Annotated in this window: 21 protein-coding genes; 10 read left to right on the top strand and 11 right to left on the bottom strand. The window is 65.2% G+C overall.

The annotated features are described in order from the left end of the window. Positions 1-28: 28 nt before the first annotated feature. From C0Z18_RS15660 to C0Z18_RS15635, 6 genes are all read left to right on the top strand, one after another. Positions 29-1003 (top strand): quinone oxidoreductase family protein, encoded by a 975-nt coding sequence (locus C0Z18_RS15660; RefSeq protein WP_102646429.1) that lies wholly within the window; start codon positions 29-31, stop codon positions 1001-1003. 34 nt (positions 1004-1037) lie between these two features. Next, a complete protein-coding gene (kdpE, locus tag C0Z18_RS15655; RefSeq protein ID WP_102646327.1) occupies positions 1038-1736 on the top strand; it encodes a two-component system response regulator KdpE in 699 nt (232 codons plus the stop codon). A 115-nt stretch (positions 1737-1851) separates the two neighbouring features. After that, on the top strand, positions 1852-2469 hold the full coding sequence (locus C0Z18_RS15650; protein WP_102646326.1) for a DUF4126 domain-containing protein: 618 nt from the start codon (positions 1852-1854) through the stop codon (positions 2467-2469). 71 nt (positions 2470-2540) lie between these two features. Then, positions 2541-5081 (top strand): ABC transporter permease, encoded by a 2541-nt coding sequence (locus tag C0Z18_RS15645; protein WP_102646428.1) that lies wholly within the window; start codon positions 2541-2543, stop codon positions 5079-5081. A 90-nt stretch (positions 5082-5171) separates the two neighbouring features. Further along, complete coding sequence (locus C0Z18_RS15640) at positions 5172-5591, top strand: group II truncated hemoglobin (protein ID WP_102646325.1); 420 nt, start codon at positions 5172-5174, stop codon at positions 5589-5591. Positions 5592-5755: 164 nt separating this feature from the next. Further along, on the top strand, positions 5756-6382 hold the full coding sequence (locus C0Z18_RS15635) for a DUF924 family protein (RefSeq protein WP_102646427.1): 627 nt from the start codon (positions 5756-5758) through the stop codon (positions 6380-6382). Between the two features lie 9 nt (positions 6383-6391). On the opposite strand, the gene C0Z18_RS15630 is transcribed toward C0Z18_RS15635, so the two are convergent. From C0Z18_RS15630 to C0Z18_RS15580, 11 genes are all read right to left on the bottom strand, one after another. Next, entirely contained in the window at positions 6392-8341 is a 1950-nt protein-coding gene (locus tag C0Z18_RS15630; protein ID WP_233217322.1) for an ArnT family glycosyltransferase, read from the bottom strand. Positions 8342-8621: 280 nt separating this feature from the next. Next, a complete protein-coding gene (locus C0Z18_RS15625) occupies positions 8622-9377 on the bottom strand; it encodes an SDR family oxidoreductase (protein WP_102646324.1) in 756 nt (251 codons plus the stop codon). A 60-nt stretch (positions 9378-9437) separates the two neighbouring features. Continuing rightward, complete coding sequence (locus C0Z18_RS15620; protein WP_102646323.1) at positions 9438-10022, bottom strand: LOG family protein; 585 nt, start codon at positions 10020-10022, stop codon at positions 9438-9440. After that, positions 10019-10741, bottom strand: coding sequence for a TetR/AcrR family transcriptional regulator (locus C0Z18_RS15615; RefSeq protein ID WP_102646322.1), 723 nt, complete (start codon positions 10739-10741; stop codon positions 10019-10021). The genes C0Z18_RS15620 and C0Z18_RS15615 overlap by 4 nt, the downstream gene beginning before the upstream one ends. A 155-nt stretch (positions 10742-10896) precedes the next feature. Further along, positions 10897-11406 (bottom strand): diacylglycerol kinase, encoded by a 510-nt coding sequence (locus tag C0Z18_RS15610; RefSeq protein ID WP_408647007.1) that lies wholly within the window; start codon positions 11404-11406, stop codon positions 10897-10899. Continuing rightward, positions 11403-12434: a glycosyltransferase family 4 protein gene (locus tag C0Z18_RS15605; protein WP_102646321.1), complete on the bottom strand. Its 1032-nt coding sequence runs from the start codon at positions 12432-12434 to the stop codon at positions 11403-11405. Before C0Z18_RS15605 ends, C0Z18_RS15610 begins: the two co-directional genes overlap by 4 nt. A 26-nt stretch (positions 12435-12460) precedes the next feature. Then, the gene (locus C0Z18_RS15600; RefSeq protein ID WP_102646425.1) at positions 12461-13399 is read right to left on the bottom strand and encodes a UDP-2,3-diacylglucosamine diphosphatase; all 939 of its coding nucleotides are present in this window, start codon (positions 13397-13399) and stop codon (positions 12461-12463) included. A gap of 114 nt (positions 13400-13513) precedes the next feature. Further along, positions 13514-14038, bottom strand: coding sequence for an RDD family protein (locus C0Z18_RS15595; protein WP_102646320.1), 525 nt, complete (start codon positions 14036-14038; stop codon positions 13514-13516). A 5-nt stretch (positions 14039-14043) separates the two neighbouring features. Next, on the bottom strand, positions 14044-14793 hold the full coding sequence (locus tag C0Z18_RS15590; RefSeq protein ID WP_102646424.1) for a DUF3106 domain-containing protein: 750 nt from the start codon (positions 14791-14793) through the stop codon (positions 14044-14046). Between the two features lie 20 nt (positions 14794-14813). Then, positions 14814-15251 carry a DUF3619 family protein gene (locus C0Z18_RS15585; RefSeq protein WP_102646319.1) on the bottom strand — a complete coding sequence of 146 codons (438 nt, stop codon included), beginning with the start codon at positions 15249-15251 and terminating at the stop codon, positions 14814-14816. Next, positions 15248-15811 carry an RNA polymerase sigma factor gene (locus tag C0Z18_RS15580; RefSeq protein ID WP_102646318.1) on the bottom strand — a complete coding sequence of 188 codons (564 nt, stop codon included), beginning with the start codon at positions 15809-15811 and terminating at the stop codon, positions 15248-15250. Before C0Z18_RS15580 ends, C0Z18_RS15585 begins: the two co-directional genes overlap by 4 nt. 376 nt (positions 15812-16187) lie before the next feature. Between C0Z18_RS15580 and C0Z18_RS15575 the strand changes: the two genes are divergently transcribed. The 4 genes from C0Z18_RS15575 to C0Z18_RS15560 all read left to right on the top strand — a co-directional run bounded on the left by C0Z18_RS15575 (position 16188) and on the right by C0Z18_RS15560 (position 20434). After that, on the top strand, positions 16188-17951 hold the full coding sequence (locus tag C0Z18_RS15575) for an acetolactate synthase 3 catalytic subunit (protein WP_102646317.1): 1764 nt from the start codon (positions 16188-16190) through the stop codon (positions 17949-17951). Positions 17952-18076: 125 nt separating this feature from the next. After that, a complete protein-coding gene (gene ilvN / locus C0Z18_RS15570; protein WP_102646316.1) occupies positions 18077-18568 on the top strand; it encodes an acetolactate synthase small subunit in 492 nt (163 codons plus the stop codon). Between the two features lie 79 nt (positions 18569-18647). Beyond that, positions 18648-19664, top strand: coding sequence for a ketol-acid reductoisomerase (ilvC, locus tag C0Z18_RS15565; protein WP_102646315.1), 1017 nt, complete (start codon positions 18648-18650; stop codon positions 19662-19664). A 131-nt stretch (positions 19665-19795) separates the two neighbouring features. Further along, on the top strand, positions 19796-20434 hold the full coding sequence (locus C0Z18_RS15560) for a phosphatidylserine decarboxylase (protein ID WP_102646314.1): 639 nt from the start codon (positions 19796-19798) through the stop codon (positions 20432-20434). Positions 20435-20436: the final 2 nt, after the last annotated feature.

Genomic DNA, 20436 nt, shown 5'->3' with positions numbered 1-20436 from the left:
GAGCGTTACGCTCGACAAGGAGAACGGCATGGCGAAGGCGATTCGAATCGAACGAACGGGCGGCCCGGAAGTGATGCAGTGGGTCGATGTCGAGGTGGGCGCGCCGGGCGCCGGAGAAGTGCGGATCAAGCAGCACGCGGTCGGGCTCAATTACATCGACGTCTACTTTCGCACCGGCCACTATCCGATGCCGTTGCCGGGCGGGCTCGGCATGGAAGCGGCGGGCGTCGTCACCGAGGTCGGCGCGGGCGTCACGCGGTTCAAGGCCGGCGATCGCATCGCCTACGTGGCGCGTCCCGTCGGCGCGTATGCCGAGGAGCGCGTGCTGCCGGCCGATGCGCTCGTCAAGCTCCCCGACGCGATCGGCTTCGACGATGCGGCCTCCGCCATGTTGCAAGGATTGACCGCGCAGTACTTGTTGCGGCGCACGTTCCGCGTCGAACCGGGGCAGACGATCCTGATTCACGCGGCCGCAGGCGGCGTGGGGTTGTTCGTCTGCCAGTGGGCCAAGGCGCTCGGGGCGACGGTAATCGGCACGGTCGGTTCGGACGAAAAGGCCGAACTCGCGAAGGCGCACGGCTGCGACTACCCGATCGTGTATACGCGCGAGAACTTCACCGAGCGCGTGAAGGAAATCACGAACGGGGCGGGCGTGCCGGTCGTCTACGATTCGATCGGCAAGGACACCTACAAAGGATCGCTCGACTGCCTGGCGCCGCTCGGCTATTTCGTCAGCTTCGGCAGCGCGTCGGGCCCGTTGCCGCCGATCGAGGCGTCCGAGTTCGCGAATCGCGGCTCGCTGTTCTTCACGCGCCCCACGCTGTTCAGCTACATCGCCAAGCGCGAATGGCTCGATGCGATGGCCACGGAGCTGTTCGACGTCATCGCCTCGGGTAAGGTCAAGACCAACGTACGCCAGCGTTACGCGCTCGCCGACGTGGCGCAGGCGCATCGCGCGCTCGAGGGGCGCAAGACGACGGGCTCGACCGTTTTGATCCCGTGATGCGCACAAAGCGGGGCGCATCGACGCGCGGCGAATGACGGCCCCGGCCATCAACATCGTCCTGATCGAGGACGAGCGGCAGATTCGGCGCTTCGTACGGGCGTCGCTCGAGGCCGAGGGAATGCGCGTGCATGAGGCCGAGACGGGCAAGGCGGGGCTGACCGAGGCGGCGACGCGCAAGCCCGATCTCGTCATCGTCGATCTCGGATTACCCGACGCGGACGGTATCGACGTGATCCGAGAGTTGCGCACATGGGCCGACATCCCCGTTATCGTCCTGTCCGCGCGCACGCAAGAAACCCAGAAAGTCGCCGCGCTCGACGCCGGGGCGGACGATTACCTGACCAAGCCGTTCGGCGTGCCGGAGCTGCTGGCGCGCATTCGAGCGCATTTGCGCCGGCGCCAGCGCGGGGCAACCGTCGACACGGCCGTCGTGCGCTTCGGGCAGATCAACGTCGATCTCACCTCGCGCAGCGTCACGCGCGACGGCGAGGCCGTCCACCTGACGCCGATCGAGTACCGGCTGCTGTGTGCGTTGATTCGCCATGCCGGGCGCGTGCTCACGCACCGGCAGTTGCTCGGCGAAGTGTGGGGGCCTTCCCACGTCGAAAGCCAGCACTATTTGAGAATCTACATGGCCCACCTGCGGCGCAAGCTGGAGCGCGACGCGGCGCAGCCCGAACACATCATGACGGAGACGGGAATCGGCTACCGGCTCGTCGGCGTGCTCTGAGCGCCGGCCGGGCTGTCTATAATGGGATTTCACAGCGCACCGCGAGCGTGACGTGTGTCCGTCCAACGGGTACCGTGCGGGCACTTGACGTCACCATGGGAGCGGGGAGGGGGCAATGATCGACGCACTTTCGCTCGGCGCGGGTCTGTCGTGGGCCAGCGGCTTGCGTCTGTATCTGACCGTGTTTCTGGTCGGCTTGTTCGACCGTCTGGGCATCGTCCATTTGCCCGATTCGCTTTCCGTGCTCGCCTCCGGCTGGGTCATCGGCGCGGCGGCCGTCCTGGCCGTGATCGAATTTTTGGCCGACCGCATCCCCGCGTTCGATTCGCTGTGGGACGCCATCCATACGTTCATCCGCATTCCCGCGGGGGCGCTTTTGGCCGCGGGCTCGCTCGGTCATGCCGATCCGGCCCTGCTCACGGTCGCGGCACTCGCGGGCGGGGCGCTCGCCGGTTCCGCGCATCTCACGAAAGCGGGCACGCGCGCACTCATCAATCTTTCGCCCGAGCCGTTCTCCAACTGGGTGGCTTCGTCCACCGAGGACGTGCTCGTGTGCGTCGGCCTCGCGCTCGCGCTGTTCGTGCCGCTCGTGTTTCTGTTGCTGATGGCCGGCTTCGTGGCGTTCGCGATTTGGGCGCTGCCGAGGCTTTGGCGCGGCGTGCAAGGCGGCTTTCGGGGAATGGCGGCGCATATGGTGTCGCGTCTGGGTTCGCTTGGAGGCAAGCGCGATTGACTAAAGGGCCGCCCGCCGTCCGCCCGAGTTCGCCGCTTCGCTGGTCCGAGCTCGTGGCGCAAGCCGCGCGCATGACGATGCGCGATTGGCGCGCCGGCGAGTTGACGATGCTCGTGATCGCGCTCGTGCTCGCGGTCGCCGCGCTCGCCAGCGTCGGATTTCTCGCCGACCGCTTGCAGCAAGGGCTCGAGCGCGACGCACGGCGCATGATCGCGGCCGACTTCGTCGTGCGTTCCGATCATCCCGTGGATGCCGCATTTTTCGACGAAGCGCGCGCGTTGGGCTTGCATACGGCGACGACCGCCATCTTCCCGAGCATGGTCGCGCGTATGAGTACGAGCACGGGTTCGGGCTCGGGCTCCGACGAAGGCGATCAGGCACTCGCGAGCGCGCGTCTGGCGGCCGTCAAGGCGGTATCGGCCGCGTATCCGCTGCGCGGCGCGCTGCGCATCGCGCCGGCGCCCGATGCCCCCGATCGTCCCGCGCAGGGCATTCCGGCGAAGGGCACGGTCTGGGTCGATCGGCAATTGTTGGAGACCTTGCACGCGAACGTGGGCGACGCCGTGCAGCTTGGCGAGCGCCGCTTCACGATCGGGGCGGTGATCACGCGCGAGCTCGATCGCGGCTTCGCGTTCGTGAACTTTTCTCCGCGCGTCATGGTGCGCGCCGACGAGTTGCCCTCGACGGGGCTCATCGGCTACGGCAGCCGCGTCACTTACCGGTTGCTCGTTGCCGGAGACGACGCAGCCGTCGCGCGTTTCGCCGGCTTCGCGCACGCGCGCGTCGACGGCGGCAAGCTGCGCGGCGTTGCATTGGAATCGTTGCAGGACGGCCAGCCGCAAGTGCGCGAAACGCTCGATCGAGCGGGGCATTTCTTGCGGCTCGTCGCGCTGTTGACGGCGCTGCTGGCGGCCGTGGCCATCGCAATGGCCGCGCATCGTTATATGCGGCGTCATTTGGACGGTTGCGCCGTCATGCGGTGTCTCGGCCTGGGCGAGCGCGAACTGCGAGCGCTGGTCGCGCTCGAATTCGGATTCGTCGGGCTGACGGGCGGCGTGTTCGGCGCGGCCCTCGGCTATCTCGGGCATTTCGCGCTGCTCGCGTGGCTCGGCGGCTTGATCGGCGTCGCGCTGCCGCAGCCGGGCGCGCTGCCGGCGCTCGAGGGCATCGGTGCCGGGCTCGTGCTCCTGTTCGGCTTCGCGTTGCCGCCGCTCTTGCCGCTCACACGGGTGCCGCCGCTGCGCGTTTTGCGCCGCGAATGGAACGGCCAGGCAAACGCCGCGTGGTGGGCGTACGCCGTGGGCATCGCGCTGTTCGGCGGCCTGCTGGTGCTGGCCGCGGGCGAGCTCAAGCTGGGCGGCATCGTTGCGGGCGGCTTCGCGCTGGGCCTCGTCACGTTCGCCGTCCTGGCGCGCTCGGCCCTCTGGCTGTGCGCGCGGGTGGCGCGCAGCGAGAGCGGGCAGCGTCTGGCGACGGCGGTGGGCTGGCGCTACGCGCTGGCCTCGCTAGAACGGCGCGGCTGGGCCAGCGCGTTGCAAATCACGGCGCTCGCGATCGGCCTCATGTGTTTGCTGCTGATCGCCATGACGCGCAACGATCTCGTCCAGGGCTGGCGCAACTCCACGCCGCCCGATGCGCCGAACGAGTTTCTGATCGATATTCAGCAGGACGAGCGGCAGGCCGTGATCGATTATCTGAACGCGCACGGCGTGGCAAACGTCGCGCTCGAGCCGATGGTGCGCGGGCGCCTCGTCGCGATCGACGGTAAGCGCGTCGTACCCGAGGCGTTCAAGAACGACGACGCGCGGCGCCTCGTCGATCGCGAGTTCAATTTGTCTTACCGCAGCACGTTGCCCGACGACAACCGCGTATCGGCCGGCGCCTGGTACGGCAATTCGACGCGTCCGGAAATCTCGATCGAAGCGGGGCTGGCGAAGCTGATCGGCGTGAAGGTGGGCGACACGTTGCGTTTCGATGTGACGGGCATCCCGATCGAGGCGCCGATCACGAGCGTGCGCAAGCTCGATTGGGGCACGTTCAAGGTCAATTTTTTCGTGTTGATGCCGCCGGCCGTGCTGGACAAATTGCCCGCGATGTTCATCACGAGTTTTTATCTGCCTGCGACGCGTCGCCCCGTGCTCGACGGCTTGATCGCCGCGCACCCGAACGTGACGGCGATCGACATGGCGCCGATTCTCGCTCAGGTGCAGCGCGTGCTCGATCAGGTGATCGGCGCGGTGCAATTTCTCTTTGCGTTCACACTCGCGGCCGGTTTGCTCGTGCTGTATTCGGCGCTCGCCGGCACGCGTGACGAGCGCGTGCGAGAATCGGCCCTGTTGCGGGCGCTGGGCGCCTCGCACGGGCAAGTGCGCTCGGTGCACGCGGCCGAATTCGCCGTCGTCGGCGCGCTCGCGGGTGTGATGGGCGCCGTTGGCGCGCAGGCGCTCGGCATCGTTTTGGCGACGCGCGTGTTCGATTTCCATCTGGATATCGATCCATGGCTCGTTCCGGCCGGCATGGCCGCGGGCATCGCGTGCGCGGGCGTGGGCGGCTGGTTCAGCTTACGGCGCGTGTTGCGCAGGCCGGCGGCGCAATCGCTGCGCGACGCTTGACGGATAATGCGGCCGCTTGGTTTCGCGGCTTGCACACGATCTGCCGCGCGCTGTTTCTTACTCTTTGCTTTACCGTTTTCGATTGACCTTATGACTTCCGATTCGAACGACGATCAAGCGCGGGCCAACGAGCCGAGCGCGTTCGAGCTCGTCGGCGGGGAGGCGCGCGTGCGCGAGCTCGTCGACCGCTTTTACGACCTGATGGATCTCGAACCCGAGTTCGCGGGCATGCGTGCCTTGCACCCCGAGTCGCTCGACGGTTCGCGCGACAAACTCTTTTGGTTTCTCTGCGGCTGGCTGGGCGGTCCCGATCATTACATCGAGCGCTTCGGTCATCCGCGGCTGCGCGCGCGTCACTTGCCGTTCGCGATTGCCTCGCCGGAGCGCGATCAGTGGGTGCGCTGCATGGCCTGGGCGATGGAGGACATCGGCTTGCCGCAGGCATTGCGCGAACGGCTCGTCACGTCGTTTTTCGATACGGCCGATTGGATGCGCAACCGTCCCGGTTGATCGGCCGATGCGCGGGCGCGATGAGCGCGCATGCATTGCGCGGTGAGCGGATCGAAAAGGAAAACGGCGTGCGGATAGCGCCCAACAAGAGAATCGAGATGACCCAACCGAACGACATACCGGGCGCAAGTTTGGAGACCGCTCGTCATCGCCCTCACGACGAGATGAAGCCGATCTCGGCCGACGCCGATTACGCGACGCTCGATCCCACCGCGCGAGCCGTGCTCGACTTTTGGTTCGGCGAGCCGGGCTCGCCCGCCTTCGGCGTGGCGTCGCCGCGATGGTTCGGACGCGACGACGCATTCGATGCCCAGATCCTCGCCCGCTTCGGCATGACGCTGGAAGCCGCGCGGCGCGGCGAACGCGACGCGTGGATGGCCACACCGCTCGGAACGCTAGCGCTCGTCATCGTGCTCGATCAGTTCTCGCGCAATGTTTGTCGAGGCCGCGCGCAGGCATTCGCCGCGGATGCGCGTGCCCTCGACGCCGCGCGCCGGCTCGTCGCGAGCGGCGCGCATCTGTCCTTGCCCACGGCCGAGCATCGCGCATTTGCCTACTTGCCGTTCGAGCATGCCGAATGGCTCGATGCTCAGCGCGAATCGGTTCGTCTGTTCGAGGCGCTGGCGCACGAGACGGCGCAACAGGGCAAGGGGAGCTATCTCGACTACGCGCGACGGCACGCCGCCGTGATCGAACGCTTCGGACGGTTCCCGCATCGCAACGAGGCGCTTGGGCGCGCAACCACCGACGATGAACGCGCTTTCTTGCGGGAGCCCGGTTCATCGTTCTGATCGGAGGACCTACCGAGGCTCGCGAGCCTGCCACTGGGCGGGCACGCGTTTGCGCAAAAACACGCGCAACAGCTCGTCGTTGTCGCCGGGGCGCGCGCCCGACCAGACCGGCGTCCAGGCGCCTCCCGGCTCGAACGACGCGTCGCGGCCCTGCACGATGAGCCATCGGCAACGTGTGGCGTTGGCGTTCTCGTCGGTATCGGCAAGCGGCCGATGCAAGATGCCGGAGAAGTAGTAAAGCATCGGCGCTTCGGATTCGCCCAGGTGCGCGCTCGCCATGCAATCGCCGGCGTTCCAGTCGGCATCGAGGTGCAGCGCCAAATCCTCGAACACCGACCGATAGCTCTTGGCCGCGTCGATCCAAGGCAACAAGAGCGTAAAGACGAGGCCCCATACCAGCATCACGCCGCCGGCCCAGCTCAGCGCGCCGCGCCATGCGCCGGCTTCGCGCAAACGCGGCATCAGCGCGAGCCAGCCGAGGGTCAACGCAAAGGCCACGATGACGGCGGCGGGCTGGATCGGCAGCGTCCAATCGAGCGGGAGCCAGCGGCCGAGCCAAGTCAAATTGGCGTGGGTGCTCGCCGGATCGGTCATCTCCGACCAGATCAACCAAGTCAGCGCCGCGGCCGAGCCGAACAGCACGCGGCTCGCGTAGTCCCAGCCGATGTGCACGTAGCGCGGCCATCGCGAGAGTTCCTGCCCGGCGATCAGCGCAAGCGGCGCGACGAACGGCAGCAGGTACAGTTCGCGGGCCGTGGCGGACATCTGTAAAACGGCAATGCCGACCGCGGCGAAAACGACCGGGATGGCGATCGAGGGCGCCCGCCAGCGTCGCCATGCGCCGCTGCCGAGAGCGGCCAATGCCAACGGTCCCGCGGGGAACGCGGCGGTGAGCAACGCGCGGACGATGAACAGAGGCTTATCGTTTCCGGAGCCCAGCGCCGGCACGGAGAAGCCGAAGAAGCGTCCGACGTTGTTGTCCCAGAACCAAATCTTGAACAGTTCCGGCGACCGGCCGTAGAACGCGATCGGCCAAAAAAGCGCGAACGGCGCGAACACGAGCGCGGCGATGCCGATGGCGCGCGCGAACGCGCGGCCGCGGCAGGCAGGGTACAACACGGGCAACGTGCAGAGCGTCGCGCCGAAGACGAGCGGCAGGAACAGTCCCTTCGTCATGAAGGCGATGCCGACGCCCGCACCGAATGCAAGCGCCCCCCGATCGGCGGCCACGCGCGACAGATTCCCGGCGACGCCGCGGCGCGGCGCATTCAGTGCGACGACGAGTTCGTAGAGCCCCGCGAGTCCGAGCGCCGTGCCGGCCATCAACGCGACGTCGGTCATCATGTCGTGCGTGTGCTTGATGACGAGCAGCGTCGTGCCGAACAGCGCGAGCGTGCCGAGCACGCGCGGATCGAATACGTGGCGCGCGCCATGGATACGACGCGCCAGATGGGCGACGCAACCGAGCGCGAGCGCCGTGAACAGCGCGCTCGCAAGCCGCGCCGCGTCATGCAGCGGCAGCCAGCCGCGTCCGAGCCAAGCCAGGCTCGCCGCGACCCAGTCGTAAAGCGGAGGTTTTTCGACGAAGGGCTGTCCCGCATTCGTCGGCACCACGAAGTCGCCCGTCTCCAGCATGTGCTGGATGATCCCGAACGTGTACGTTTCGTCCTGCTTCCACGGATCGTGGCCCAGAGTGCCGATAAGCAGATACGCGAGCAGCACGGCGATGAGCGCGAGCAATGCCTGCAAGCCAAGACGGCTCGGCGCGTAGCCGCCGGCGTTCGCCGGTGCGATCGGCTGGACTTTGCTATGGAGCGTCGCCGGCGCGATGGCGTCGACCGCGCGGCCGGCCGAGGCGGCGCCGGGGAGGGACGAGGCGGCGGAGCGCGCCGCCGTTGGCAACGTAAGCGCGTCGCGCGCGGACGCGAGCCTGCGCGCGGGATCGGATATTTCCGGCATGATTGGACGGGTCGGAGTGGCCGCACCCTACGTGGGGTGCGGCCTGGGGGGGCTACTCTCGAGGCTGGCCGGCAGCCGTGGACTCGAGTCGAACCACGATCGGCTCGAGGGACGCGGCTTTTGCTAGCCAGTGCGCATCATCGTAGAGGGGGCGCCTGCCGGTGTCTGGCGAGAAAAGTTTTGATTTGTGAAGTTTTGTCGCGAGGAACGCGGCCGCGAGCGAGTGTGGGCCGAGTCAAAGCGAGTGCGGCGGCCCGAAGCCGAGGGCGTGCCGAGGCGGTCAGCGGCCGCCGCTCACGTCCAGCAGCGCGCCGGTGACGTAAGAGGCCGCATCGCTCAGTAGCCAGACGATCGCTTGCGCGACTTCGCCGGCGCTGCCGGCGCGTTCGAGTGGCGTTTGCGCGCCGAGTCTGGCGGCGCGTTGCGGCTGACCGCCGCTCGCATGGATATCGGTGTCGATCAGGCCGGGACGCACGGCATTGACGCGCACACCGCGCGGGCCCAGTTCCTTGGCCAAACCGATCGTCATCGTATCGACCGCGCCTTTCGAGCCGGCGTAGTCCACGTATTCGTTCGGCGAGCCGAGCCGCGAGGCCGCCGACGAGACGTTGACGATGACGCCGCCACGGCCGCCGCGATCGGTGGACATGCGCCGCGCGGCCTCGCGCGCGCAGAGATAGGCGCCGAGTACGTTGACGTCGAAGATGTGCTTGAGCCGCGCGGTGTCCATCTCCGCCAGCGGCAGCGACGGCGCGACGATGCCCGCGTTGTTCACGAGCGCATCGGCGCTGCCGAAGGCCGTTTCGAGTTCGTCGAACATGGCGACCACCGCCGTTTCGTCGGCGACGTCGCCGGGCAGCAGCACGGCCCGGCCGCCCGCGCGCTCGACCTCGTCGGCCGTTTCCTGAGCGGCGGAGAGATCGCGCACGTAATTCACGCCGACGGCCGCGCCTTGTTCGCCCAGCAGCCGGGCGGTGGCGCGGCCGATGCCGCGACTGGCTCCGGTGATGAGAACGACGCGGCGGTTGGCTGTCATCGGGAGGCCTTCGTCAAAGGGAGATGAAGACGGAGCAAGGCGGGAGGGCTGCGATTGCGTTTAGACGGCTTCGCGCTGCGTGGCCCACTTGTCGCGGCCGGGCGGCTGATAGCGGCGCAGCTTGTCGATGAGCGCGTTCGCATCGGTGTCGATCTGCAGGACGTTCAAATAGCTTTGCTGCATGAACCCTTCGCGCACCGTGTGCTGCAGCATGCCGACGAGCGGCGCGTAGTAGCCGCCGATGTCGTACAGGCCGATCGCCTTGTTGTGGTAGCCGAGTTGCGCCCACGTATAGACCTCGAACAACTCCTCGAGGGTCCCCGCGCCGCCGGGCAGCGCCACGAACGCATCGGCCAAGTCGGCCATCTTGCGTTTGCGCTGATGCATGTCTGGCACCACGTGCAATTCGGACAAGCCGGTATGGCCCACTTCCTTGTCCACGAGCAGCTCCGGGATGACGCCGATCGCGCGGCCGCCCGCCGCGAGCACTTCGTCGGCGATGACGCCCATCAGCCCGACGCGTCCGCCGCCATAGACGAGCGAACACTGCGCCTGCACGAGCGCGCGCGCGAAAGCCTGCGCCGCTTGCGCATAGATGGGCTTGGCACCGATCGACGAACCGCAATAGACGCAGATGGATTTCATGGCTGGGAATCCTTGGCCCGCCCGAGCGCATCGCGCGGCGGCAGATAGTCTTGGAATTGTCGCTTGGGCAGCTTACCCGAGACGAGGTCGTCGAACAGTTGGCGCGAGCGCCCGCGCAGGTACGGCGCCATCATCGAGATCACGTGCACGCTGACTTGATGCAGTTCGTCGCGAATCGCTTCTTGGTCGTTGTACTTGCGCGGATGCATCACGAATTGGTAGGAGAGCCAATACGTGGCGATGACGCCCATGTTCGTCGCGATGACCTGGATCTCCTCCGGCGTGGCGACCATTTCCTCATCGGCCACGAGCAGCTCGCACATCTCCTTCGCGAAGCGGACCTTGTGGCTAATGATCTGCTTGAAGTGCGTCTCGAGCGTGCGATTGCGTGCGAGCAAATCGTTCAGATCGCGATACAGGAACCGGTACGTCCACATGAAGTCGGCCATGTACTGCAGGTACGACCATGTCTCGTCGATCGTCGGGCGGTGGTCCTCCGGAAACCGGAGCCGCTTCTCGATCGCCTGCTCGAACTGCGCGAAGATGCTGTTGATGATGTCGTCTTTGTTGCGGAAATGGTAGTAGAGATTGCCTGGGCTGATCTCCATTTCCTCCGCGATGGTCGTCGTGGTGACGTTCGGCTCGCCGATCTCGTTGAATAGCTTCAACGATAACTCGAGGATCCGTTCGCGGGTGCGGCGGGGAGTTTTGGCTTCCATGTCGTCCGGCCCTGTGCTGCCGGGCACGCGCGGCGCTCGCGCGACGCTGCGTTGATGCGCCCGGCTTGGTTGGTATGTGGCACTGCGTCGGGCGATTATAAACCGGTCGTTCTGTTCCCCGGACTTTGAGATAGGTTTTTGATGAAAGCCCGGTGTCAACGGCCGAACCAGTGCGCGAATAGGGGGCCCACGATGAGGCCCCACGTCAGCACGCAGGTGGCGAGCGCCACCATGACGGCCGCGCTGCCGAGGTCCTTCGCGCGGCGCGATAGTTCGTGCCGCTCCAGTGAGATGCGGTCGATCGCGGCTTCGACGCTGGAGTTCAATAGCTCGACGATGAGCACGAGCAGCACCGAGCCGACGAGCAGCACATGCGAGACGGCATCGACGGGCACGAGCGCCCCGCACGGCACGAGGATCGCGGCGAGCGTGAGCTCTTGGCGAAACGCGCTCTCTTCCTCGATCGCGACGCGAAAGCCGGCAATCGAGTTTTTCAGCGCATGCCAAGCGCGCGTAAAGCCGCGATTGCCTTTGTACGGGTTGAACGGCAACGGGGCGAGCGGATCGTCGGGCGAGAGCGGCTCGTGCTGCGCGCTGTCGTGCGAATCCGTGATGCCGGCCGGTTCGGCGTCGCGCTCGTGCATGGGCGGGTCGTCGCGCTTCATGCGGCCGCGCTTTCCTCGTGCGCGCCGGCACGTGCGAGCGGCTTGAGGTGGGCGGCGAACTGCATCGATGCGGCCTGCCACGAGAAGCGCTCGGCCCATGCGCGGGCTTCGGCGCGATCGATCTTCAGCGCATCGAGGCACGCTTCGCGCAAATCGTCGTTCATCGCGCCGGCGTTGCCGCCGGCGAGCACGTCGATCGGGCCGGTGACGGGGTAGGCCGCCACGGGCGTGCCGCAGGCGAGCGCCTCGAGCAGCACGAGCCCGAAGGTGTCGGTGCGGCTCGGAAACACGAAGACGTCGGCGGCCGCGTAGACCTTCGCCAATTCCGCTTGGCTCAGCACGCCCAGGTAATTCGCTTCCGGGTAGCGCGATTTGAGCTCGGCGAGCGCGGGGCCTTCGCCGGCCACCCATTTGGAGCCGGGCAGATCGAGCTTGAGGAACGCCTCCACGTTCTTTTCGATGGCCACTCGGCCCACGTACAAAAAGATCGGCCGTGCCGTGTTGAGCACTTTCGAATCCATCGGATGAAAGATGTCGAGATCGACGCCGCGCGTCCAAAGCACGACGTTCTCGAAGCCGTGCTGCTCGAGATCGCTTTTCACGACGGGCGTCGGCGCCATCACCGCGAGCGAGGGGCCGTGAAACCAACGCAAGAAACGATAAGTGGCCGTGGTCGGAATCCCGAACCGCGCTTGAACGTACTCGGGAAAGCGCGTGTGGTAGGCCGTCGTGAACGGCAGACCGTGGCGCAGCGCGTAAGCTCGTGCGGCGAGCCCGAGCGGGCCTTCGGTGGCGATGTGCAGCGCATCGGGGGCGAACTCGGCGATCCGGCTGTGCACGCGCCGGCGCGGAAACAGCGAAAGGCGGATTTCGGGATACGTCGGACAAGGGATCGTGCGAAATTCGAGCGGCGTCATGAGTTCGACGCGGTGCCCGAGCGCCGTCAACTCGCGCGAGGTGTTCTTCAAGGTGCGCACGACGCCGTTGACCTGAGGTTCCCAGGCGTCGGTGACGATCATGATTTTCATGCGGTTCGATCCGGTTCGCGAAGCGGCTAGGCCGTCGCCTTGGTTTTGCGCGGTTGCGCGGCGGGCGAACGCATGACGGTCCAGTAGACCACCTTGAGTTCGCCGTCGAGCGTTTCTACGAGCGCCGATAGACTCTCGACCCAATCGCCGTCGTTGCAGTAGAGCAAGCCGTCCACGTCGCGAATCTCGGCTTTGTGGATGTGGCCGCATACCACGCCGTCGCAACCGCGCCGCCGCGCTTCCTCGACCATGACGTGCTCGAACGAAGAGATGAAGTTGACCGCGTTCTTGACCTGATGCTTCAGGTACTGCGAGAGCGACCAGTAGTGCAGGCCGAAACGGCTGCGCAGCCGGTTGAACCAACGATTCAGGACGAGAATGCCCGTGTAGGCGGTGTCGCCGAGATAGGCGAGCCACTTCGCGTGCTGGATCACGCCGTCGAACAAATCGCCGTGGACGATCCAAAGACGCTTGCCCGTGAGCGTCGTGTGGAACGCTTCGCCGCGCACGTGGATGTCGCCGAAGGCGAGGTCGCAAAACTGCCGTGCGCCTTCGTCGTGATTGCCGGGGATGTAGATGACCTGGGTGCCTTTGCGCGCCTTGCGCAGCACCTTTTGGACGACGTCGTTATGGGCCTGCGGCCAATACCAGCCCTTTTTCAACTGCCAGCCGTCGATGATGTCCCCGACGAGGTACAGGTATTCCGACTCGTTGTGCCGAAGAAAATCGAGCAGGTAGGGAGCCTGGCAACCGCTCGATCCGAGATGGATGTCGGAGAGCCAAATCGTGCGGTACCGTAGCGGATCGCCCTCGCCGTCGTCGTGCTGATGGCCCGAGGCGTCGCCGGTGTCGGGGCCAGCCGGAAGCGCAAAGCTGCCTTCGGGCAGGGCCGGTTCGAAGGGGACGGTTTCGACGCTTGCGCCGAGTTGCCTAAGGAGGGAAGTCGCGGACGTCGTGCGGTCCATGGCTTCTCGCGTCGAGTTGATCATGCCGCACATTGCGCCATGCGCCCGTGACTGCCACATGACAGTCACGAGAACTTCTTATTACGATGTTTCGAACGCGAGAGCCGGCTTGCGTCAGGCTTGTTGCACCGCGACGATGCGCGTGCCGGCCAAACGGTCGTGCAGAAATTGCCGAGCCGGATCGAGGCGGGCGGCGGCGGCCCACAGCGCGAACCAGGCGGCGGTGGCGCCGAGGGTGGCGGGCACGGACAGATGCAAGAGCGGATGCAACGCGAGCGGCGGCAGAAACCAGAGCCACGCGGCAAGATAGCGCGCGGCCGCACGCGCGACGCCGGGCGGGCGGCCGGTGCCCGCGGCCACGAGCCGCAGCCGCCAGGTCTTCATCGGCAGCGTTTGTCCGCCGCGCGTCCAGCACCAGACGAAATAGGCGCCGACGACGAGCGCGACCCACAGCGTGAGCAGATTGTGGTGCGTGAGCCCGTTGCGCTGTTGCGTCAGCGTGCCGAACAGATACCCGGCGATGAACACCACGCCGAACAGCAACACGCTTTCATAAACGAGGGCGGCAAGGCGGCGGCGAATGGAGGGCACGGCCGGGCTTGCGGCGACGGGCGGCGTGTCCGGGGCGGGCGAGGCCATCGCGCTCAAGCGCCGCGGAAAATGGAGGGTGCGTCCGACGGCGACACCGGCGTCGCCGGCACGGGCACCGTGGAGTTCGTGGGCCCGGAAGCGGGCGCACCGCCCGAGGCCGGCAGACCGGAAGCGGCGCCCGCCGCGCTGGCTGCGCCACTGGCGGCAAGCGGTGGGTTGACGAGACGATTCAGCCCGCGAATTTCGCTGCGCTCGCCCGAAGGCGGGGCGCTGACGATCGTGGGCCGGCGCTTGCGTCCGATCGCGGCGAGCTTCGCCTTCTGCTCGGGCGAGAGCTCCTGGTAGGCCTGCCACGCTTTTTTCCGCGCCTGCGGCGGCAATGCCTTCGACACTTGATAGTTTTCGCGTGCGACGCGGCGCTGATCCGGGGTCATTCGCACCCATTCGCTCATGCGCTCATGGAGCCGTTTTTGGGCTTCGGGCGACATCTTCGCGAAACGCGACGCGATCTTGATCCATTTGCGCTTTCGCTCGTCGCTGAACGTGTTCCATTCGGCGGCGAACGGCGCGAGCGCCTCGTGCTGTGCGTCGCTCAGGTGCGACCACGACAGGGGATTGGCGTCTTGGGCGAGCGGGGGGAATTCGACGGCCAGCGGCGCGGCCGACGGCGAGGGGATGCCTTGCACGCCCGTCACGGGTTGCATCGTCGTTTGTCCGAAGAATCGAGGGTAGGTGGCCGCGAACGCGACCGCCGCCGCGATCGCGCATCCGAACACAACCGCCAAGCCGCGCTTGTAGCTCACCCGGTTATTCTCCACCTGCCTTAGCGCGCTCGCGACAGGTACGCATTGAACCCGTGGTCGAGATAAGCATTGAGGGGCAAATCGTCGCTCAGCATCGCGGCGTCGATATCGGCGAGCTCCGCGGAGCGTTGCAGGTTTTCCCAATAGGCGATGACGGCGATTCCGCCGACGAGCGCCACCACGGGCCAAACGCGCAGAATGCGGGCGAGCGGCGACAGGCGCCGTTTGCCCGAGGGCGCGGCGTTGAACGGCGCGCCGGCATCGGCGCCGGCGTGCGCGAGCACCGGCACGAAGGCCGGGGCGGCAACGGGTTCAGGCTTTTTGCGTGCGAGCGCGAGACGACGCGCGCCGGCCAGGCGATCGAGCGTCGCGGCGGGCAAATCGGCTGTGCGTTCGTCGAGCGCGCGGCAGATCTTCCCCGCGAATTCGAGTTCTCTGGTTTCTGGAGCGGAGCTCATAGCGTAATTCCTTTGGCCTTGAGCGCGACCGCCAATGTGTGCGTCGCTCGCGAGCAGTGCGTTTTCACGCTTCCCTCGGAGCAGCCCATCGCGGCGGCGGTCTCGGCGACATCCATATCTTCCCAGTAACGCATGAGAAACGCCTCCCGTTGACGCGCCGGCAATTTTTGAATCTCCGCGTCGATGAGGGCGAGCACTTGGTCGCGCTCGAGCTTCTGCTCGCTGCTCAGGCCGGCGCTCACGCTGTCGTCGGCCTCGATCGTCTCGAGCGGGTCGAATTCGTCGTCCTCGCCGCTGCCGAGCGACGAAAACAGGCTGACCCATGTGTTGCGCACTTTCTGGCGGCGAAAGTGGTCGTGCATCACATTTTGCAAGATACGCTGAAATAGCAGAGGCAGCTCTGCGGGCGGACGGTCGCCGTATTTTTCGGCGAGCTTGATCATCGCGTCCTGGACGATGTCGAGGGCGGCATCGTCGTCGCGCACGGCGTAGACGGTGTGCTTAAACGCGCGCCTTTCGACGCCCGCCAGAAAATCGGCGAGTTCCTTGTCTGATGCCATCCGAGGGGGCGGCGCGAAATTTTCGCGTATGCCGTAATCGATAGAAAAATGTCGTAAAACTCGCGGATGCTAGCAAATTTTCGAGACAGTTGGGGGTTAGCCGTGTGTCTATGAGTAAAAGATGCGTTATTTTGGCGCGGACATGGGGCGATTCCAGTGCCCCGGCCGTTGCTCGTCCGGGAATTCTTGCTTGATTTTGCTTGACCTTAGCGAGCGCAACCGATAAGGTTTCCGGTTCGCAACATAAGTGATTTGTCTCTTTTTGGACGGGCCCATGAAGCTCGTCTGTCAAAGTGGACGCGCCGCTTGAACCCGAGCCACAAGCCCGGTAGAGAGCACCCGATCAATTTTTTGCCGAAAATTCGAAAGGTTAACGATGAACATGCCCAGCGCGGAATTCTCCACGTCGGATACCACTCCTTCCCACGAGGCCGGCTCGATCGGTGCCACCGTGCTCATGCGCGCATTGGCCGACGAGGGCGTCGAGGTGCTCTGGGGCTATCCCGGCGGCGCGGTACTGTATATCTACGACGAACTCTACAAGCAGGACAAAGTCCAGCACGTGCTCGTGCGCCATGAGCAGGCAGCCGTTCATGCGGCCGATGCCTACTCGCGTTCGACGGGCAAGGTCGGCGTCTGTCTCGTGACGTCCGGCCCGGGTGTGACCAATGCCGTAACCGGCATTGCGACGGCCTATATGGACTCGATCCCGATGGTGATCATCAGCGGACAGGTGCCGACGGCCGCGATCGGCCAGGACGCCTTCCAAGAATGCGACACCGTCGGCATCACGCGTCCGTGCGTGAAGCACAACTTCCTCGTGAAGGATGTGCGCGAGCTGGCCGCGACGGTCAAGAAAGCCTTCTTCATCGCGCGCACGGGGCGTCCCGGCCCGGTGCTGATCGATATTCCGAAAGACATTTCGAAAACGCCGTGCCAATACGAGCCCGTGAAGACGGTGTCGCTGCGCTCGTACAACCCGGTCACGAAAGGCCATTCGGGCCAGATCCGCAAAGCGGTTTCGTTGCTGCTCTCGGCCAAGCGCCCCTACATCTATACGGGCGGCGGGATCATCCTGGCCGATGCCTCGCGCGAACTGAACCAGTTCGCCGATTTGCTCGGCTATCCGGTGACGAACACGCTGATGGGACTCGGAGGCTATCGCGCGAGCGATAAGAAATTCCTCGGTATGCTCGGCATGCACGGCACGTACGAAGCCAACATGGCGATGCAAAACTGCGACGTGCTGATCGCGATCGGCGCGCGGTTCGACGACCGCGTGATCGGCGATCCGCAGCATTTCTCGTCGCGTCCGCGCAAGATCATTCACATCGACATCGATCCGTCCTCGATCAGCAAGCGCGTGAAGGTCGACATCCCGATCGTCGGCGACGTCAAGGAAGTGCTCAAGGAAATGATCGAGCAGCTTCAGCACGCCGAACACGGTCCCGATACCGCCGCATTGGCCGATTGGTGGAAGGACATCGAAAGCTGGCGCGGCAAGGATTGCCTCAAGTACGACCGCAAGAGCGAGATCATCAAGCCGCAGTACGTCGTGGAAAAGCTGTGGGAGTTGACCGACGGCAACGCCTTCGTCTGCTCCGACGTGGGCCAGCACCAGATGTGGGCCGCGCAGTTCTACCGCTTCGATAAGCCGCGCCGCTGGATCAACTCGGGCGGGCTCGGCACGATGGGTTTCGGCTTGCCGGCGGCGATGGGCGTCAAGATGGCGCATCCGGATTCGGAAGTCGTCTGTATCACGGGCGAAGGCTCCATCCAGATGTGTATCCAGGAACTGTCCACCTGCAAGCAATACGACACGCCCGTCAAAATCATCTCGCTGAACAACCGCTACCTGGGCATGGTGCGCCAGTGGCAGCAGATCGAATACAGCAAGCGCTACTCCCATTCGTATATGGACGCGCTGCCCGACTTCGTGAAGCTGGCCGAAGCGTACGGCCACGTCGGCATCCGAGTTGAAAAGACGTCCGATGTCGAGCCGGCGCTGAAGGAAGCGCTGCGCTTGAAGGATCGCACCGTATTTCTCGATTTCCAGACCGATCCGACCGAAAACGTCTGGCCGATGGTTCAAGCCGGCAAGGGCATCACCGAGATGCTGCTCGGCTCGGAAGACCTCTAAAGACGAAGAGCGGGCCTTTCGCGACCGCTCGCGCGTGCCGCCGTCCCCACGAAGGGCGCATCGGAGCACGGCGAGCCGGCCTGAAGGCCGCTGACAATCGACATCTGGATAAACGGGAAAGCAACATGAGACATATCATCTCCGTCTTGCTGGAGAACGAACCGGGCGCGCTCTCGCGCGTGGTGGGGCTGTTTTCCGCACGCGGTTACAACATCGAAACCTTGACGGTGGCGCCGACGGAAGACCGTTCGCTGTCGCGCCTGACCATCGTCTCCATTGGCTCGGACGACGTGATCGAACAGATCACGAAGCACTTGAACCGCCTGATCGAGGTGGTGAAGGTGGTCGACTTGACCGAAGGCGCCCACATCGAGCGCGAGCTGATGCTGATCAAGGTACGGGCGGTCGGCAAGGAACGCGAAGAAATGAAGCGGATGGCGGATATCTTCCGTGGCCGTATCATCGACGTCACCGAAAAGACCTATACGATCGAGCTGACGGGGGCGAGCGACAAGCTCGACGCCTTCATCGAAGCGCTCGACGCCGCCGTGATCCTCGAGACGGTCCGCACGGGCAGCTCGGGCATCGGGCGCGGCGAACGCATCTTGAAGGTATAACGCTAATACGATTCGCGCTCGCCGGCAGGTGGGCGCGCTCAATGAATTTCACGAATACGATTAACGCGAAGGAATCGACATGAAAGTTTTCTACGATAAAGACGCCGACCTGTCCCTCATCAAAGGCAAGGACGTGACGATCATCGGCTACGGCTCACAAGGCCATGCCCACGCACTGAACCTGAAGGACAGCGGCGTGCGTGTGACGGTTGGCCTGCGCAAAGGCGGCGCGTCGTGGAAGAAGGCCGAAGGCGCGGGCCTGACGGTGAAGGAAGTGGCGGAAGCCGTGAAGGGTGCCGACGTCGTCATGATGCTGCTGCCCGACGAGCAAATCGCCGACGTGTACAAGAACGAAGTGCACGCGAACATCAAGGAAGGCGCCGCACTCGCGTTCGCGCACGGTTTCAACGTCCACTACGGCCAAGTCATCCCGCGCGCCGACCTCGACGTGATCATGATCGCGCCGAAGGCACCGGGTCACACCGTGCGCGGCACGTACTCGCAAGGCGGCGGCGTGCCGCACTTGATCGCCGTGGCGCAAGACAAGTCGGGCGCGGCGCGTGACGTCGCTCTCTCGTACGCGGCGGCCAACGGCGGCGGCCGTGCCGGCATCATCGAAACGAACTTCCGCGAAGAGACGGAAACCGACCTGTTCGGCGAACAAGCCGTGCTGTGCGGCGGTACGGTCGAGCTCATCAAGGCCGGTTTCGAGACGCTCGTGGAAGCGGGCTACGCGCCGGAGATGGCTTATTTCGAGTGCCTGCACGAGCTCAAGCTCATCGTGGATCTGATCTACGAAGGCGGCATCGCCAACATGAACTACTCGATCTCGAACAACGCCGAGTACGGCGAGTACGTCACGGGCCCGCGCGTCGTGACGGAAGAGACGAAGAAGGTCATGAAGGACGTCCTGAAGGACATCCAAACGGGCGAGTACGCAAAGAGCTTCATTCTCGAGAACAAGGCCGGTGCGCCGACGCTGCAATCGCGCCGTCGTTTGATGGCCGAGCATCAGATCGAGCAAGTCGGCGGCAAGCTGCGCGCGATGATGCCCTGGATCGCGAAGAACAAGCTCGTCGATCAGTCGAAGAACTAAGCATTTCGCTTGGCTCTCGCGCGCAGCGATGGTGCGCGAGGGCGGTTCGACCCCTCAAAGCCGTCCCGTGCGTCTCCGTACGGGGCGGCTTTTGCTATCCTAGTGGTTTTACAAAAAGTTCGAAACAATCCATGAATTACCCACACCCGATCATCGCGCGCGAAGGCTGGCCGTTCATCGCGATTGCCGCCGTCGTCGCGCTGTTGATCCACGCGGTCGCGGGATTCGGCTTTGCTTGGCCGTTCTGGCTGATCCTGATCTTCGTAGTCCAGTTTTTCCGCGATCCGCCGCGCCCCATTCCGACGCAAGCGAACGCCGTTCTGTGTCCGGCCGACGGCCGTATCGTCGCCGTTGAAACCACGCGCGATCCCTATGCGGATCGCGAAGCGCTGAAGATCAGCGTGTTCATGAACGTGTTCAACGTCCACTCGCAGCGCTCGCCGGTGGATGGCGCGATCACCAAGGTCGAATACTTCCCCGGCGCGTACTTGAATGCGGCGATCGACAAGGCATCGACCGAAAACGAGCGTAACGCCGTCGTGATTCAGACGGCGAACGGTCAGACGGTGACCTCCGTCCAGATCGCGGGCCTGATCGCTCGACGGATCTTGTGCTACGTGCGCACCGGCGAGCCGCTCACGCGCGGTCAGCGTTACGGGTTCATCCGCTTCGGTTCGCGCGTCGATGTGTACCTGCCGCTCGGCAGCCGCGCGAAGGTGTCGATCGGCGAGAAGGTGTTCGCCTCGTCGACGATCCTCGCCGAACTGTAACG

Origin of the sequence: Trinickia dabaoshanensis (assembly GCF_002879885.1) — a bacterium.
Classification (GTDB): Bacteria; Pseudomonadota; Gammaproteobacteria; order Burkholderiales; family Burkholderiaceae; genus Trinickia; species Trinickia dabaoshanensis.
The sequence above is the reverse complement of the archived record's forward strand: the minus strand, read 5'-3'. Positions and strand labels throughout refer to the sequence as shown.

What these genes read in the sequence shown, in the direction of transcription:
- C0Z18_RS15660 (WP_102646429.1), top strand. Translation starts at nt 29, where the DNA reads ATGGCGAAGGCGATTCGAATCGAACGAACGGGCGGCCCGGAAGTGATG.
- kdpE (WP_102646327.1), top strand. Translation starts at nt 1,038, where the DNA reads ATGACGGCCCCGGCCATCAACATCGTCCTGATCGAGGACGAGCGGCAG.
- C0Z18_RS15650 (WP_102646326.1), top strand. Translation starts at nt 1,852, where the DNA reads ATGATCGACGCACTTTCGCTCGGCGCGGGTCTGTCGTGGGCCAGCGGC.
- C0Z18_RS15645 (WP_102646428.1), top strand. Translation starts at nt 2,541, where the DNA reads ATGACGATGCGCGATTGGCGCGCCGGCGAGTTGACGATGCTCGTGATC.
- C0Z18_RS15640 (WP_102646325.1), top strand. Translation starts at nt 5,172, where the DNA reads ATGACTTCCGATTCGAACGACGATCAAGCGCGGGCCAACGAGCCGAGC.
- C0Z18_RS15635 (WP_102646427.1), top strand. Translation starts at nt 5,756, where the DNA reads ATGAAGCCGATCTCGGCCGACGCCGATTACGCGACGCTCGATCCCACC.
- C0Z18_RS15630 (WP_233217322.1), bottom strand. Translation starts at nt 8,341, where the DNA reads ATGCCGGAAATATCCGATCCCGCGCGCAGGCTCGCGTCCGCGCGCGAC.
- C0Z18_RS15625 (WP_102646324.1), bottom strand. Translation starts at nt 9,377, where the DNA reads ATGACAGCCAACCGCCGCGTCGTTCTCATCACCGGAGCCAGTCGCGGC.
- C0Z18_RS15620 (WP_102646323.1), bottom strand. Translation starts at nt 10,022, where the DNA reads ATGAAATCCATCTGCGTCTATTGCGGTTCGTCGATCGGTGCCAAGCCC.
- C0Z18_RS15615 (WP_102646322.1), bottom strand. Translation starts at nt 10,741, where the DNA reads ATGGAAGCCAAAACTCCCCGCCGCACCCGCGAACGGATCCTCGAGTTA.
- C0Z18_RS15610 (WP_408647007.1), bottom strand. Translation starts at nt 11,406, where the DNA reads ATGAAGCGCGACGACCCGCCCATGCACGAGCGCGACGCCGAACCGGCC.
- C0Z18_RS15605 (WP_102646321.1), bottom strand. Translation starts at nt 12,434, where the DNA reads ATGAAAATCATGATCGTCACCGACGCCTGGGAACCTCAGGTCAACGGC.
- C0Z18_RS15600 (WP_102646425.1), bottom strand. Translation starts at nt 13,399, where the DNA reads ATGGACCGCACGACGTCCGCGACTTCCCTCCTTAGGCAACTCGGCGCA.
- C0Z18_RS15595 (WP_102646320.1), bottom strand. Translation starts at nt 14,038, where the DNA reads ATGGCCTCGCCCGCCCCGGACACGCCGCCCGTCGCCGCAAGCCCGGCC.
- C0Z18_RS15585 (WP_102646319.1), bottom strand. Translation starts at nt 15,251, where the DNA reads ATGAGCTCCGCTCCAGAAACCAGAGAACTCGAATTCGCGGGGAAGATC.
- C0Z18_RS15580 (WP_102646318.1), bottom strand. Translation starts at nt 15,811, where the DNA reads ATGGCATCAGACAAGGAACTCGCCGATTTTCTGGCGGGCGTCGAAAGG.
- C0Z18_RS15575 (WP_102646317.1), top strand. Translation starts at nt 16,188, where the DNA reads ATGAACATGCCCAGCGCGGAATTCTCCACGTCGGATACCACTCCTTCC.
- ilvN (WP_102646316.1), top strand. Translation starts at nt 18,077, where the DNA reads ATGAGACATATCATCTCCGTCTTGCTGGAGAACGAACCGGGCGCGCTC.
- ilvC (WP_102646315.1), top strand. Translation starts at nt 18,648, where the DNA reads ATGAAAGTTTTCTACGATAAAGACGCCGACCTGTCCCTCATCAAAGGC.
- C0Z18_RS15560 (WP_102646314.1), top strand. Translation starts at nt 19,796, where the DNA reads ATGAATTACCCACACCCGATCATCGCGCGCGAAGGCTGGCCGTTCATC.